Here is a 14,326-nt window from a genome sequence, read left to right on the forward strand (position 1 = left end):
CCCCCCCGCGCCGCCTGCGGCGTCACCCCCCCAAGGGGGGCGATGCGAGTGGCCCGGCGAAGCCGGTTCCACCGCATCCTTGGTTGAACTGCGCACCGGGCAGTGGCACTGTGGGGTCGTTGCAAAACACGGAGAATGCCGCCATGGACGCACACACCTCCCACACCCTCTACGCCGAACGCCGCGCCCGCGTGGCCGCCCAACTGGGCCCCGGCGGCATCGCCATCGTGCCGACCGCGCTGGAACGCCAGCGCAACCGCGACAGCGACTTCCTGTTCCGCCACGACAGTTACTTCTATTACCTGACCGGGTTCTCCGAACCCAACGCCTGGCTGGTGATCACCGCCGAGGGCGAGACCACGCTGTTTTGCCAGCCCAAAGACCTGGAGCGTGAGATCTGGGACGGCATCCGCCTGGGCCCCGAGGCCGCGCCCGAGCACCTGGGCGTGAGCGCGGCCTTTGCGGTGACCGAGCTCGACCAGCGCCTGCCCCGGCTGCTGGAGAACCGCCACACCGTGTGGTACCCCTTCGCCACCCACAAGGGCCTCGAAGGCCGGATCGACGGCTGGCTGCAGTCGGTGCGCGCGCGGGTGCGATTCGGCGCGCTGTGCCCCGAATCGCAGCGCGACCTGTGCGGCGTGCTCGACGAGATGCGGCTCTTCAAGGACCCGTTCGAGCGCGACACCATGCGCCGCGCCGCGCAGATCAGCGCGGGCGCCCACATCCGCGCCATGCAGCGCAGCGCCGCCATGCTGCGCGCCGGGCAGGACGTGCGCGAGTACCACCTCGACGCCGAACTGCTGCACGAATTCCGCCAGCACGGCTCGCAGTACCCGGCCTACGGCAGCATCGTGGCCGCCGGCGCCAACGCCTGCGTGCTGCACTACCGGGCCGACAACGCGCCGATCCGTGACGGTGAACTGGTGCTGATCGACGCTGGCTGCGAACTCGACGGTTATGCCTCGGACATCACGCGCACCTTCCCCGCCAACGGCCGCTTCAGCGGCCCGCAGCGCGTGCTCTACGACCTGGTGCTGGCCAGCCAGGTGGCCGCGATCGAAGCCACCCGACCCGGCGCGCGTTTCGTGGCGCCCCACGAAGCGGCGGTGAGGGTGCTCACGCAGGGCATGCTGGACCTCGGCCTGCTCGACAAGAACCAGGTCGGCACGCTGGAGGACGCGATCCAGCACCGCCACTACTTCGCCCACTACATGCACCGCACCGGCCACTGGCTGGGCATGGACGTGCACGACTGCGGCAGCTACGTGGAGCCGAGTGAGGTGGGCACTGTGAGCGAGCGCCAGGACGCGCTCAGCGGCGAGACCATCCTGGACCGCCCCAGCCGCATCCTGCGCCCCGGCATGGCGCTGACCATCGAGCCCGGCCTGTACGTGCGGCCCAGCGACGGCGTGCCGCGCGAGTTCTGGAACATCGGCATCCGCATCGAAGACGACGCCTTCGTCACCGACACCGGCTGCGAACTCATCTCGCGCGGCGTGCCGGTGCAGGCCGACGAGATCGAAGCGCTGATGCGCTGATGTGTTGACGGGCCGGACATCGGAATTTCAAAACTTTCTGAGAATCATTCGCATATAGAATGCTGACCTTCGCCGGCACGCCCGGCCTTCCGAAGGAGTGTTCATGCGAATCGCCCCCGCCGCGCGCTGGCTGTGCGTCCTGGGCCTGACGGCCGGTCTGATCCACGCCGCGCAGGCGGCCCCACAAACCGTCAAGGACGTGCTCGGCCGGTCCGTGCGCGTCGACCTGCCCGCCCAGCGCGTGCTGCTGGGTTTCTATTTCGAAGACTACATGGCCATCGGCGGCGAAAAGGCCTTTGACCGTGTGGTCGGCTTCTCCCGCGAGGCCTGGGAGGGCTGGCGCCCGGCCAACTGGTCGCTGTTCGCGGCCCACCGGCCCTCGCTCAAGGAGCTGCCCGACGTGGGCGAGGTCGAGGCGCAGACCTTCTCCGTGGAGAAGGTGCTGGCGCTCAGGCCCGACGTGGTGGTGCTGGCCGAATGGCAATACAAGGGCCTGGGCCCGGACGTGAAACGGCTGGAAGACGCCGGGGTGCCCGTGGTGGTGGTGGACTACAACCTGGAGCTGCCGGCCAACCACCGCGCCAGCACGCTGCTGCTCGGCAAGATCGCGGGCGATCCGACGCGCGCGCAGAAGATCGCCGACGAATACCAGGCCGCCATCGACCAGGTGCGCTCGCGCATTGCCGCGGCCAAGCAGCCCAAGCCGCGCTTCTATGTGGAGTTCGGCAACAAGGGACCGGCCGAGTACAGCTTCAGCTACGGCAAGGGCATGTGGGGTCCGCTGGGCGCGTTGGCCGGCGGCGACAACATCGCCACGCCCTTCGTCGAGTGGTACGGCCCGATGAACCCGGAGAAGGTGCTGGCCGCACGGCCCGAGGTGGTGTTCATCGCCGGCACGGAGTCGACCCAGAACCCGACCTCCATGCTCATGGGCCAGGGGGTGGCGCCCGAACAGTCGGCCCAGCGCCTGCAGGGCTTTGCCCGGCGCGCCGGGTGGAGCGAGCTGCCGGCTGTGAAGAACCAGCGCCTGTACGCGGTCTACCAGGGCGCGTCGCGCTCGGTGCTGGACTACACCATGGTGCAGTTCATGGCCAAGGCCCTGTACCCCACGCTGTTCAAGGACGTCGATCCGCAGGCCAACTACCTGGGCTTCTACCAACGCTACCTGCCGGTGCAGGCCAAGGGCAGCTTCGCGCTGGAGATGTAAATGACACGCCACCTGTGGAAACAACTGGCGCTGGGCGCCACGCTCGCGCTGAGCGCGCTCGGTGCCTGGGCCGCGCCCAGCACCATCGAAGACGTGCTGGGCCGCAAGCTCACGCTGGAATTGCCGGCCCAGCGGGTGCTGCTGGGCTTCTATGTCGAGGACTACTTCGCCGTCGGCGGCGACAAGGCCTTCGACCGCCTGGTGGGTCTGTCGCGGGGCTGGTTCGTCAAGTCGCGGCCCGCCGTGTGGGAACAGTACGCGACCGCGCGGCCCACGCTGCGCGACGTGCCCGACGTGGGCAACGTGCAGGACCAGAGTTTTTCGCTCGAGAAGGTGCTGGCCACGAAACCCGACGTGGTGATCCTGGCCGACTGGCAGTTCAAGGCCCTGGCGTCCGAGATCCCGCGCCTGGAGGCCGCCGGCATTCCCGTGGTGGTGGTGGACTACAACGCGCAGACCCTGGAACGCCATATGGCCAGCACCAAGGTGCTGGGCCAGCTCACCGGGGAGACGGCGCGCGCGCAGGGTATCGCCGATGGCTACCGCCAGGTCGTGCAGACGATCCAGCAGCGCATCGCCCAGGCCAAGCTGCCCCGCCCGCGCACGTACATCGAGCTGGGCGACAAGGGACCCGCCGAGCACAGCTACACCTACGGCAAGAACATGTGGGGCGCCATGATCGATCTGGTCGGTGGCGACAACGTGGCCGCGCCTTTCGTCAAGGACTGGGGGCCGATCAACCCCGAACAGCTGCTGGTCGCGAAACCGCAGGTGGTGCTCATCGCGGGCTATGAAAGTGTCAGCCGCCCCGACGCCATGCAGATGGGCTTCGGTGTGCCCGCGGCGGAAGCGCGCCGGCGCCTGCAAGGCTTCGCACAGCGCAAGGGCTGGGGCGCCCTGCCGGCGCTGCAGGACGGCCGCCTGCACGGCGTCTACCACGGTGCCACGCGCAGCCTGCTGGATGCGGCGCAGCTGCAGTACCTGGCCAAGGCGCTGTACCCGACGCTGTTTGCCGACATCGATCCGGACGCCACCTACCGCGACTTCTACCGCCGCTACCTGCCCATCCAGCCCCAGGGCACCTTCGTGCTCAACGGCAAATGACCGACACCACCGCCGCGCCCGACCTGGGCGTCCAGGTCCTGCGGCGCCAGCGTGGGCGCGAGGCACGCCGCTGGCGTTGGCTGCTCCTGTTCGTCGGCCTGGGCCTGTGCAGCCTGACGCTGGACGTGGCCACCGGCCCCTCGCTGCTGGCGCTGGGCGAGGTGTTGCGCACGCTGGTGGCGCCCGCCGCGGCCGACCCGATGACGCGCGCCATCGTGATGGACATGCGCCTGCCGATCGCGCTCATGGCCCTGGTGGTGGGTGCGGCGCTGGGGCTGGGCGGGGTGCAGATGCAGACCCTGCTCGACAACCCCCTGGCCAGCCCGTACACGCTGGGGCTGGCGGCGGCCGCCGGTTTTGGCGCGGCGCTGGCCCTGGTCACCGGCGGCCTGGGCCTGCCGCCCCTGGTGGCGATCCCCGTTGGCGCCTTCGTCTGCTGCATGCTGGCAGCCAGCTTTCTGTTCGGGCTGGCGCTGATGCGCCATGTCAGCAGCCAGACCATCATCCTGGCCGGCATCGCGCTGCTGTTCCTGTTCCAGTCGCTGCTGTCGCTGCTGCAGTTCCTCTCTTCGCCCGAACTGAACCAGCAGATCATCTTCTGGCTGTTCGGCAGCCTGATGCGCACCACCTGGCCGATGCTGGGGATCACCGCGGGCGTGACCCTGGTGTGCGCGCTGCTGCTGTACCGCGACGCCTGGCAACTGACCTGCCTGCGCCTGGGCGAGGCGCGTGCGCGCAGCCTGGGCGTGAACGTCACGCGGCTGCGCCTGAAGACCCTGGTGCTGGTCGCGCTGATGACGGCCACCGCCATCAGCTTCGTGGGCATCATCGGCTTCATCGGCCTGGTGTCGCCGCACATCGCGCGCATGCAGGTCGGCGAAGACCAGCGCTTCCTGATCCCGCAGTCGGCGCTGTGCGGTGCGCTGATGCTCTCGGTCTCGTCGGTGCTGTCCAAGTCCATCGTGCCCGGCGCCCTGTTTCCCATCGGCATCGTGACGGCACTGATCGGGGTTCCCTTCCTGATATGGCTCATCCTGGGCCACCGAAAGCGCGGCCGTGCTTGAGCTTCACGACCTGACCCTGCGCATCGGCGAGCTGACCCTGGTCGAGGGGCTGAACCTGCAACTGCACGCCGGGCAACTGCACGTGATCATCGGCCCCAACGGCACCGGCAAGACCAGCCTGCTGCGCGCTCTGTTCGGCGAGCTGCCGCTGACGCGCGGCGGCGTGCGCCTGCATGGAACGCCGATGACGCCCCACGCACTGACCGCCTGGCGCCAGGGCATTGGCTACATGCCGCAGAACACCCAGCTCGACCTGGACCTGAGCGCGCTCGAAGTGGTGGTGCTGGGGCGCCTGCAGCGGCTGTCGATGCGGCTGTCGGACGACGATCTGAGGGCGGCGCTGGAGGCCTTGCAGGCGCTGGACATTGCCCACCTGGCCGACCGCCCGGTGCACACCCTGAGCGGCGGGCAACGGCAGATGGTGCTGTTTGCCCAGGTGCTGCTGCGCCAGCCGCGGCTGATGCTGCTGGACGAACCGGTCAGCGCGCTCGATCTGAAGCACCAGATGCAGCTCATGGAGCACCTCCAGGCGCAGACCACCGAACAGGGCTGGGTCAGCGTGGCCGTGCTGCACGACCTGAACCTGGCGGCGCAGTTCGCCGACCAGCTGATCGTGCTCGGCGACGGCCGCCTGCAGGCCTTCGGCCCCCCGGCCGAGGTGTTGAGCCGCGACCTCATCCACCGCCTGTACCACGTGCCGGTGGACGTTCACCACGATCGGGACGGCCAGCCCTACGTGCGCACCCTGCGCGCCACCCGTCCCGCCGCGCGCGAAGGCGTGGCGCACGCGGTTTGCGGTACAACCGGCGCATGAACACGTCCGCTCCTCCGCTCCGCGTCCTCTGCCTCACGATGAACCCCTCGGTCGATCTCGCGACCGAAACCGAATCCGTGGTGCCCACGCACAAGCTGCGCTGCAGCGAGACCCTGCACGACGCGGGCGGCGGCGGCGTCAACGTGGCGCGGGTGTTGACCCGCCTGGGGGGCGAGTGCACCGCCCTTTGCCCTACCGGCGGCTCGGCCGGCCAGTGGCTGCAGAAGCGCATGCGCGAAGAGGGCATTCACAGCGTATTCCTGCCCATCGCCGACGAGACGCGCGTGAGCTTCACGGTGCACGAACACAGCACCGGCGCCGAGTTCCGTTTTGTCATGCCCGGCCCGCACCTGAGCGGCGCCGAATGGCAGGCCTGCCTGGACCACCTGCAGGCGCTCACGCCGTTCCCCGATCTGCTGGTGGCCAGCGGCAGCCTGCCGCCGGGCGTGCCGGCGGACTTCTACGCCCGGCTCGCGCGCCTGTGCCGCACGCGCGGCGCACGCATGGTGCTCGACACCTCCGGGCCGGCGCTGGAGGCGGCCCTGGCCGAAGGGGTGTACCTGTTCAAGCCCAATCTGCGCGAACTCGCCGCGCTCAGCGGGCAGGCCCTGGACACGCCCGAGCAGTGGCTGGCGGCGGCCCGCGGGCTGATCGAACGCGGCTCCACCGAGGTGGTGGCGCTGACGCTGGGCCACCTGGGCGCCCTGCTGGTGACCCGCGAATCCAGCTGGCGGGCCGATCCGCTGGACATTCCCGTGAGCAGCGCGGTGGGGGCGGGCGACAGTTTCGTGGGCGGTGTGGTCGCCGCCCTGCAGCAGTGCCAGCCGCTGCCAGAGGCGTTTGCGCTCGGGGTCGCCGCCGGCTCGGCCACGCTGCTGTCGATCGGCACCGGCCTGTGCAGCCGCGAGGACGTGCAGCGCCTGCTGCCACAGGTGCGGATCCACCCGGTGGACTGAGGCTTTCTGTGCACCGTCAGCGCGCCTTGTCCACCAGCGCGTCGCCCCCCACCTCGCACAGGGCGGCCGGCGCCGGCTCGCGGCAGCCCCCGAGAACCCGCTCCAGCGCGGAGCGGCTGGGCGTTTCCACGAACAGGCAGGGTTTGCCGTGGCGTTTGCAGTGTTCTTTCACGCGCCAGTAGGCGTTGTGGCTGATGCACCCCACCTGGCAGATCACCACGTCGGCCGACTGCAGCAGCGGCCCCAGCTGGCCGGCGTTGTCCTCTTCGCCGCCGTCGTGGTGCAGAAAGCGGGCGCCCTTGTCCTCGATCAGTTCGCGGTAGATGGGGATCACGCGGGTGCGCCCGCCCACACACAACACCGAGCGGTCGTGGATGGGCAGGCCTTCGTCCGGCGGCAGCGCGCGGGCGTCGGCGGCTTTCTCCGTGGGGCCGCTGGCCCCCGGGGTAGCCGGCGCGGGCCAGGCGGCCTGGGTGGCGAGGTTCAGGGCCCGGCGCAATTGCTGGTTGTGCTCGGCCAGCTGGCGGTTGTCGTCCAGCAGGCGCTGGCGCTGGGGCAGCTCCGGGGTCTGCTGTTTCAACGCCTCCAGCTCGGCCAGCGCCTGCGCCCGCTCGGTCTGCGCGCGGATGAGCTCGGCGCGCAGGTGCATCAGCGCGGCCTGGTGCCGCTCCTTGCGCAGCACCTGTTCCTGCCCCATGGTCTGCAGCCGCTGCTGCGCGTGGATCAGCTCGTCGCCCAGCTGGTGGTTCTCTTGCACGAGCGTCTGCAGCCGGGTCTGGTCCACCCGGGCGGCCATGCCCACCTGGTGCTGCAGCATGTGCACCTGGCCCAGCACGGCGAATTCGAGTTCGGGCGTGCAGCGGGAATGGGTCAGCACGGCCCAGAACACGCCCGCCCAGTCCATGCCCATGCAGGAGCGGTCCCACCACTTCGCCAGCGCTTCGGTGGTCTTCAGGCGCAGCGACTGGCCGATGAACAGCTCGTAGCGGCTGTCCAGCTCGCGCTGCACCATCTCGGCCAGCGGCGTGCGCCGGCGGCATTCGCTCACCAGGGCGATGTGCATCTCGTATTCCGAGCAGCCGTCCAGCGGGAGATCGGCCTTGCGGGCCAGCTTCTGCAGCTCGGGCAGGCGCAGGCAGACGCCGGTGACGGGGCAGGCCGCGTGGTTGCCCAGCGTCCAGAGCTTGCGGCGCGCCGAACCGCGCGCGCGGTCCGCGTCATCGGCAGCGGGGGTCGCTCCATCCACGGCTTGCGCCGCATAACGCGCCGCCAGGTCGCCCAGGGCATCGGCCTGGCCGGGTTTCTTGAACACGCACATGCTCAGTGCACCGCAGCGCTGGGGGTGCAGAGCACCAGGCAGCCGGCGCGCAGCGCGCGCTCGATGGCCGGATCGGCGCCGTGCGCCTGCCAGTGCTCGAGCAGGGCGGTGTGGGTCTCGTGGCTGTGCCAGACCGCGGCCTTGCGCCAGGCGCTGCCCGCCGGTTCGCGGTGGATCAGCCCGAGCAGGGCGAGGTGCGCGTCGGCCAGCACCTCGGCCGCCAGCGCGCTGCTGCCCTCGTCGGCCTGCAGCGCCGAGAGGCAGCGGCTGCTGCAGACCAGGGCCGAGAGGCAGGCGTCCGCGTCCGGCTCCCGGCCCGCGGCCAGGCCCTCGCGCGCCATGCCCAGCGCCAGGCGGTAAAACGCCAGCGCCTGCAACACCTGGCCCATGCGGTGCGCCCGCGAGGCCTGACGCATGGTCTCGGTCCAGCCCGGCCATGCGCTCAACGGAATGAAATGGCCGCCCTGGCCGGTCTCGACGCTTGACAGTGACATGCAAACACCTCCCCTGTGGATCGAACACTGGCGGATCGCCAATGGTTTGATGATAACGATTCTTATTTAAAACTTAAGCGATGCGCGGCGATCCCGGCCCGTTCCGTTGACGAAGCGCAAGCCGTATCCGGCTCCCCATCGAGACGAAACTGCCAGGCAATGGCGCACCGCGATCCGGACGCCTGGCAGGAGCGGAACATCCAAAACCATTTGAAATAGAATCGTTCTCATTTACTTTACTCAAGGAACTTCCATGACCCTGCGCGCCTTGACCCTGGCCATCGCCACCCTGACCGCCAGCGCCGCCCTCACGGGCCTGCCCGCCCACGCCGCCACGCCTGCTGCTGCCGCCGCCGCGAGCGCTGTCGACGCCAAGGCCGTGGCCGCCCACTACGCCGCCCTGGTGCACGCCAGCTACAGCGACACCCTGGCCGCCGCCAAGGACATGCAGGCCGCCATCGCCGCCTTCGTCGCCGCGCCCTCGGCCGAGGGCCTGGAAAAGGCGCGCAAGGCCTGGCTGGAAGGCCGCGAGTTCTACGGCCAGACCGAGGCATTCCGCTTCTACGGCGGCCCGATCGACGACGCCAAGGGCCCCGAAGGCCAGATCAACGCCTGGCCGCTGGACGAGGCCTATGTGGACTACGTGAGCGGCAAGCCCAAGGCCGGCCTGGTGAACACACCGAAATTCAAGATCACCAAGGCCGCGCTGGCCAAGGCCAACGAACGCGGTGGCGAAGAGAACATCAGCGCCGGCTGGCACGCCGTGGAGTTCCTGCTCTGGGGCCAGGACCAGAGCGAGACCGGCCCGGGCAAGCGCTCGTTTGAGGACTATGTGAAAGGCAAGACCGACAACGCCGAGCGCCGCGCGTTGTACCTGACGGTGGTCACCGAGCTGCTGGTGGACGACCTTTCGGCCATGGCCGCGGCCTGGGCGCCGGGCGCGAAGAACTACCGCGCGAAGTTCGAGAAGGGCGGCCAGGAATCGGTGCGCAAGATCATCGTCGGCCTGGGCTCGCTCTCGCGCGGTGAACTCGCGGGCGAGCGCATGGAAGTGGCGCTGAACTCGCAGGACCAGGAAGACGAACACTCCTGCTTCTCCGACAACACGCACCGCGACGTGGTGAACAACGCCAAGGGCATCCAGAACGTGTGGCTGGGCCAGTTCACCCGGCGCGATGGCAGCAAGCTGGAAGGCCCGGGCGTGCGCGATCTGGTGGCGGCAAAGAACCCGGCCCTGGCCGAGAAGACCACGGCCCAGATCGCCAGCTCCGTCCAAGGCGCCGAAGCCATCCCGGCGCCGTTCGACCGCGCCATCGCCAAGGGTGCGGCCGGCCGCCCGGCCATCGAGAAGACCATCGCGAGCCTGGTGGCGCAGTCCAAGCTGCTGGTCGAGTCGGCATCGGCGGTGGGCATCGCAAGGCTCACTCTCGTGGAACCCTGATCACCCGCCCGCGCCGCCTGCGGCGTCACCCCCTGAAGGGGGGCAGTGCGAGTGGTCCGGCAAAGCCGGTTCCACCGCACTCTGGTTGACTTCCCCTCTCTCTCGCAGTGTGTCTGCATTTTTCGCGCCTCGATTCATCATGTCCAACTTTCCCAAAGCCACGCGTGTCGCGCTGGCCATGGGGGCCATCGCCGCTGGGGCGGCGATGCTGGCCCTGCATGGGCGGGCCAGCGCTGACACCGACCCCGATCCGCTGGGTGTGTTGACGGGGGGCGCCACCACGGTGCACGCCACCGGGCGCCAGGCGTTTTCGTTTCCCTTCGCCAACCTGGGCGACGCCGAACAGACGCGCTTCGTCATCGGCAACTCCTTCTTCAAACGCAACTGGGTCGAGGCCCCCGCGTCCACCACGGCGCGCGACGGCCTGGGGCCGCATTTCATCGCGCGCTCCTGCGCCGGCTGCCACGTGATGGACGGGCGCGGCGCGCCGCCCGACTGGACCAAAACCCTCGGCCCGGAGCCCGACAACACGGTGGCGCTGCTGATGCGCCTGTCGGTGCCGGGCACGCCCGCGCCGCACGCCGGCGTGGTGCCCGAGCCGACCTACGGCGACCAGTTCAACAACGCCGCCGTCCAGGGCGTGCGGCCCGAGGGCCGGGTGGAGATCCGCAGCCGGCCCATCCACGGCCGCTTTGCCGACGGCACGCGCTACACGCTGCGCCAGCCGCTCTACACCCTGGCCGGCCTGGGCTACGGCCCCATGGCCAAAGACGTGCAGGTGAGCCCGCGCATCGCGCCGCAGATCGCCGGCATCGGCCTGCTCGAAGCCATTCCCGAGGCCGAGATCCTGCGCAACGCCCGCGAGCAGGCGGCCGCGCCAGGCCCCATCAAGGGCCAGCCCAACCGCGTGTGGGACGCCTTCGCGCGGGCCGAGCGCATCGGCCGTTTCGGCTGGAAGGCCAACGTAGCGAGCATCGCGCACCAGACGGCCGGCGCCTTCAACGGCGACATCGGCATCACCAGCAGCGCCTTCGCGCAGGAGGGCTGCACCCCGGCGCAGAAAGACTGCCAGGGCGCGCCGCACGGCGGCGGCAAACGCCGCGGCCACGACGGCCTGATGCCCGCGGCCCATGCCAGCGCGGCGGTGCCCGAGATCGACGACGAAACGCTCGGCCAGGTGATCTTCTACCAGGCCACGCTGGCGCCGGCCGCGCGCCGCAAGGCCGACGACCCGCAGGTGCTGCGCGGGCAGGCGCTGTTTGCGCAGGCGCAGTGCGCGGCCTGCCACCGGCCCAGCTACGTGACCGGCGAAGGCCCGTTCCCCGCGCTCACCAGCGCGCGCGTGTCGGGCCAACGCATCTGGCCCTACACCGACCTGCTGCTGCACGACATGGGCGCCGCGCTGGCCGATGGCCGGCCCGACTTCCAGGCCAGCGGCACGCAGTGGAAAACGCCCCCGCTCTGGGGCGTGGGCCTGATCCAGGACGTGAACGGCCACCAGCGCCTGCTGCACGACGGGCGCGCCAACGGCGTGCTCGAAGCCGTGCTCTGGCACGGCGGCGAAGCACAGCCCGCCAAGGAACAGGTGCTGAAGATGAACCGCCGCGACCGCGAAGCGCTGGTGAAGTTCGTGGAGTCGCTGTGAAGCGCTGGCCGCCACTGAACGCCCTGGCGCTGCTGGTGTGCGCGCTGGGCCTGGCCCCGGCCCTGGCGCAGTCGGTCCCCGCCGCCGAGGCGCTGCCCGGGACGGCGACCCCGGTCACCGCGCCCGCGAATGCCTTCCCCTACTACTCGGCCGAGCAGGCCATGCAGGGCTTGTACAGCCACCACCTGCCGCCGCTGGCGGCGGCCTTCGAGGAACAGGCCCAGGCCCTGGTGAACAGCGCCGCGCGCCATTGCCAGGGCGAGGCCCCGCTGACCGCGCTGCGCGCGCAGTGGCGCCAGACCCTGCTGGCCTGGCAGGCCTTGTCCACGCCCGCCGTGGGCCCGGTGGTGGAGCGCCGCTCGCAGCGCCAGATCGACTTCTGGCCCACCCGCCCCGCGCTGCTGCGCAAGGCGCTGCAGAAAGCGCCGCAGACCCTGGCCGACATGGACCGCGTGGGCACGCCCGCCAAAGGCTTCCCGGCGCTGGAGCGGCTGCTTTTTGCAAGCTCTGCGGCCCCCGCGGCGGCCCGCCTGGACGCCGCGACCTGCAGCTACGTGCACCTGTCCGCCCAGGCCATCGCGATCGAAGCGCGCGAACTCAAGACCGCGCTGGACACCCTGGCCGCGCAGGACTGGGCCGATTCGCCCGAAGCCACCGGCATCGCCATGGCCGAGTGGGTCAACCAGTGGCTCGCCGGCCTGGAGCGGCTGCGCTGGGCGCACATCGGCAAACCCATCCAGTCGCACCAGACCACGGGCAAGGGTGGCGCCATCGGATTCCCGCGCCAGACGCCTGAACACAACCTGGCCGACTGGCGCTCGCAGTGGCAGAGCCTGCGCGCCCATGCCCGGCTCAGCCCCGCGCAGCGCCAGACGCCGCCCACGCCGGGGCAAGCCCTGGTGCCGCTGGAAGCCCTGCTGATCGGCAAAGGGCAGCTCGCGCTGGCGCAACGCTTCGGCCAGGCGCTGGACCGCGTGGACAGCGGCCTCGCCCAGTTGCAGCCCCAGAGCGGACCGCGTGAACTGCTGGCGCTCACGGCCACGCTGCAGGCGGTGGCCGTGCTGTTCCAGAACGAAGTGGCCGCCGCGCTCGACATTCCTTTGGGGTTTTCCGATGCCGACGGAGACTAGAGGGCTCCCCCCCCGCGCTGCCGTTGGCGTCTTCTCCCCTGGGGGGGGACGCCACCAGCGGCCCGGCAAAGCCGGTTCCGCGGTGGCCGCTGGAACGGGCATTTCGCGCCGGATGCTTTGTGTGCTGGGGGCGGGTGCTCTGCTGCTGCCCGCAGCGCGCGCTGACCGTGCTGGCGCCACCTTGCTCGCCGCCTGGCAGAGCAACGCGGAGCAGCACATCGGCCTGCTGTCGATCGGTGACACGTCCTGGTCTGTGCAGCGCTCGTTCGTGGTGCCGACGCGGGCGCACGGCTTGTGGGCCGAGGCCGGCGGATCGGTGCTGGCCGTGGCGCGCCGCCCGGGCGACTGGCTGCTGCGCTGGCACCCCACGAGCGGCCAGACGCAATGGCACTGGATGGGCGACGACCGCCGCTTCAACGGCCACGTCATCGCCAGCGCCGACGGCGCCACGCTCTGGACCACCGAAACCGATCTGGACACCGCGCAAGGACGGCTCGGCGTGCGCCAGGCCAAGAGCCTGGACAAACAGGCCGAATGGCCCACCCACGGCATGGACCCGCACGAACTGCTGGCCCTGCCCGAGCGCCTGGGCGAGCTGCCCGCCGGCAGCCTGATCGTGGCCAACGGCGGCATCCCCACCCTGCCCGAAACCGGCCGCGCCAAACGCGCGCTGGACCGCATGGACGCCTCGCTCGTGGCGCTGGACCCGCGCAGCGGCGCGCTGCTGGCCCAGTGGCGCCTGGCCGACCCCTTGCTCAGCATCCGCCACCTGGCCTGGGACCCGGTCTCGCGCCGCGTGGGCGTGGCGCTGCAGGCCGAACACCCCGACCTGCCCACGCGCCAGCGCGCGCCGGTGCTGGCCGTGTGCGACGGCAACAGCCTGCGCGCCGCCACGGAGCAACCCACGCTGATGGGCTACGGCGGCGACATCTGCGCCCGCCCGGGCGGCGGTTTCGTGGTGAGCTGCCCCCGCGCCCACCGCCTCGCCCTGTTCGGCGCCGACGCACGCTGGCACCACGACCAGCCCCACCAAGAGGCCTACGCCCTGGCCAAACGCGCCGGCCACTGGTGGGCCAGCGGCAGCGAAGGCGTGCTGCAAATGGGCGGCGCGCCCGGGCCGGTGGTGGCCAGCGCGGCCGCGTCGGTCAGCGCGGGGGTGCGGTTTGACAACCATTGGCAGGGATGGCCTGGTTTGTCTGGCTGAGTTTCTGACGGGGGCTCGGCGGCTTTCGCTGTTCGAGTTGCGGGCCGGCTTCTTCCAGGCCTTTCTCGATGCGCTATGGGAGGACGGCAAATCGCAGAACTTGTGAGGGCCCCGCACGATCACGGCCGTTTCAACGACCTCGCACCGCACAATTGGACCTACATGCAAACGCGCCAGCGTGGTCAACCGCACACAACAGGCCTGTCAGTTGGCATCTGTCATTGCCCGAATCGGCGGTTGAAACTTACACTGCCTATTCAGAACAAAAACACGCCGCTGCCTTGTGCGGTTCAACTCAACAAGGTATTACCAGCCGCAAGAGGAGTCCTGTGCTTGCTTCAGACGTCGTTCCGCCGCTGATAAACGTAGGCTAGGCTGCATGGAAACACCCCATCTGGCCGACCTAAAGGC

General features: G+C 70.2%; 12 protein-coding genes. 10 read left to right on the forward strand and 2 right to left on the reverse strand.

What is annotated here, in order from left to right; all coding sequences use genetic code 11:
• Positions 1–143: 143 nt before the first annotated feature.
• The 6 genes from HTA01S_RS23840 (at position 144) to HTA01S_RS23865 (ending at position 6,683) form a co-directional block, all read left to right on the forward strand.
• Entirely contained in the window at positions 144–1,538 is a 1,395-nt protein-coding gene (locus tag HTA01S_RS23840) for an aminopeptidase P N-terminal domain-containing protein (RefSeq protein ID WP_068176358.1), read from the forward strand.
• 103 nt (positions 1,539–1,641) lie between these two features.
• The gene (locus HTA01S_RS23845; protein WP_068176361.1) at positions 1,642–2,745 is read left to right on the forward strand and encodes an ABC transporter substrate-binding protein; all 1,104 of its coding nucleotides are present in this window, start codon (positions 1,642–1,644) and stop codon (positions 2,743–2,745) included.
• Complete coding sequence (locus tag HTA01S_RS23850) at positions 2,746–3,849, forward strand: ABC transporter substrate-binding protein (RefSeq protein ID WP_068176365.1); 1,104 nt, start codon at positions 2,746–2,748, stop codon at positions 3,847–3,849. It begins immediately after the preceding gene.
• The gene (locus HTA01S_RS23855) at positions 3,846–4,913 is read left to right on the forward strand and encodes a FecCD family ABC transporter permease (protein WP_068176368.1); all 1,068 of its coding nucleotides are present in this window, start codon (positions 3,846–3,848) and stop codon (positions 4,911–4,913) included. The genes HTA01S_RS23850 and HTA01S_RS23855 overlap by 4 nt, the downstream gene beginning before the upstream one ends.
• Positions 4,906–5,727: an ABC transporter ATP-binding protein gene (locus HTA01S_RS23860; RefSeq protein WP_068176372.1), complete on the forward strand. Its 822-nt coding sequence runs from the start codon at positions 4,906–4,908 to the stop codon at positions 5,725–5,727. The genes HTA01S_RS23855 and HTA01S_RS23860 overlap by 8 nt, the downstream gene beginning before the upstream one ends.
• Positions 5,724–6,683 (forward strand): 1-phosphofructokinase family hexose kinase, encoded by a 960-nt coding sequence (locus tag HTA01S_RS23865; RefSeq protein WP_068176377.1) that lies wholly within the window; start codon positions 5,724–5,726, stop codon positions 6,681–6,683. The genes HTA01S_RS23860 and HTA01S_RS23865 overlap by 4 nt, the downstream gene beginning before the upstream one ends.
• 16 nt (positions 6,684–6,699) lie before the next feature.
• On the opposite strand, the gene HTA01S_RS23870 is transcribed toward HTA01S_RS23865, so the two are convergent.
• Both HTA01S_RS23870 and HTA01S_RS23875 read right to left on the reverse strand, forming a co-directional pair.
• Positions 6,700–7,995, reverse strand: coding sequence for a DUF2325 domain-containing protein (locus tag HTA01S_RS23870; RefSeq protein ID WP_157572256.1), 1,296 nt, complete (start codon positions 7,993–7,995; stop codon positions 6,700–6,702).
• Between the two features lie 8 nt (positions 7,996–8,003).
• Positions 8,004–8,495, reverse strand: coding sequence for a hypothetical protein (locus HTA01S_RS23875; RefSeq protein ID WP_068176383.1), 492 nt, complete (start codon positions 8,493–8,495; stop codon positions 8,004–8,006).
• 253 nt (positions 8,496–8,748) lie between these two features.
• On the opposite strand from HTA01S_RS23875, the gene HTA01S_RS23880 reads away from it, so the two are divergent.
• From HTA01S_RS23880 to HTA01S_RS23895, 4 genes are all read left to right on the forward strand, one after another.
• A complete protein-coding gene (locus HTA01S_RS23880) occupies positions 8,749–9,936 on the forward strand; it encodes an imelysin family protein (protein ID WP_068176387.1) in 1,188 nt (395 codons plus the stop codon).
• A 139-nt stretch (positions 9,937–10,075) separates the two neighbouring features.
• Entirely contained in the window at positions 10,076–11,581 is a 1,506-nt protein-coding gene (locus tag HTA01S_RS23885; protein ID WP_068176390.1) for a di-heme oxidoreductase family protein, read from the forward strand.
• Positions 11,578–12,711 (forward strand): imelysin family protein, encoded by a 1,134-nt coding sequence (locus HTA01S_RS23890; RefSeq protein ID WP_068176394.1) that lies wholly within the window; start codon positions 11,578–11,580, stop codon positions 12,709–12,711. Before HTA01S_RS23885 ends, HTA01S_RS23890 begins: the two co-directional genes overlap by 4 nt.
• Before the next feature lie 181 nt (positions 12,712–12,892).
• Positions 12,893–13,915, forward strand: coding sequence for a DUF1513 domain-containing protein (locus HTA01S_RS23895; RefSeq protein WP_245638188.1), 1,023 nt, complete (start codon positions 12,893–12,895; stop codon positions 13,913–13,915).
• Positions 13,916–14,326: the final 411 nt, after the last annotated feature.

It is taken from the genome of Hydrogenophaga taeniospiralis CCUG 15921, assembly GCF_001592305.1.
Classification (GTDB): Bacteria; Pseudomonadota; Gammaproteobacteria; order Burkholderiales; family Burkholderiaceae_C; genus Hydrogenophaga; species Hydrogenophaga taeniospiralis.

Excerpts from the sequence above, each read along its gene's own strand:
- HTA01S_RS23840 (WP_068176358.1), top strand. The coding sequence starts at position 144 with ATGGACGCACACACCTCCCACACCCTCTACGCCGAACGCCGCGCCCGC.
- HTA01S_RS23845 (WP_068176361.1), top strand. The coding sequence starts at position 1,642 with ATGCGAATCGCCCCCGCCGCGCGCTGGCTGTGCGTCCTGGGCCTGACG.
- HTA01S_RS23850 (WP_068176365.1), top strand. The coding sequence starts at position 2,746 with ATGACACGCCACCTGTGGAAACAACTGGCGCTGGGCGCCACGCTCGCG.
- HTA01S_RS23855 (WP_068176368.1), top strand. The coding sequence starts at position 3,846 with ATGACCGACACCACCGCCGCGCCCGACCTGGGCGTCCAGGTCCTGCGG.
- HTA01S_RS23865 (WP_068176377.1), top strand. The coding sequence starts at position 5,724 with ATGAACACGTCCGCTCCTCCGCTCCGCGTCCTCTGCCTCACGATGAAC.
- HTA01S_RS23875 (WP_068176383.1), bottom strand. The coding sequence starts at position 8,495 with ATGTCACTGTCAAGCGTCGAGACCGGCCAGGGCGGCCATTTCATTCCG.
- HTA01S_RS23880 (WP_068176387.1), top strand. The coding sequence starts at position 8,749 with ATGACCCTGCGCGCCTTGACCCTGGCCATCGCCACCCTGACCGCCAGC.
- HTA01S_RS23885 (WP_068176390.1), top strand. The coding sequence starts at position 10,076 with ATGTCCAACTTTCCCAAAGCCACGCGTGTCGCGCTGGCCATGGGGGCC.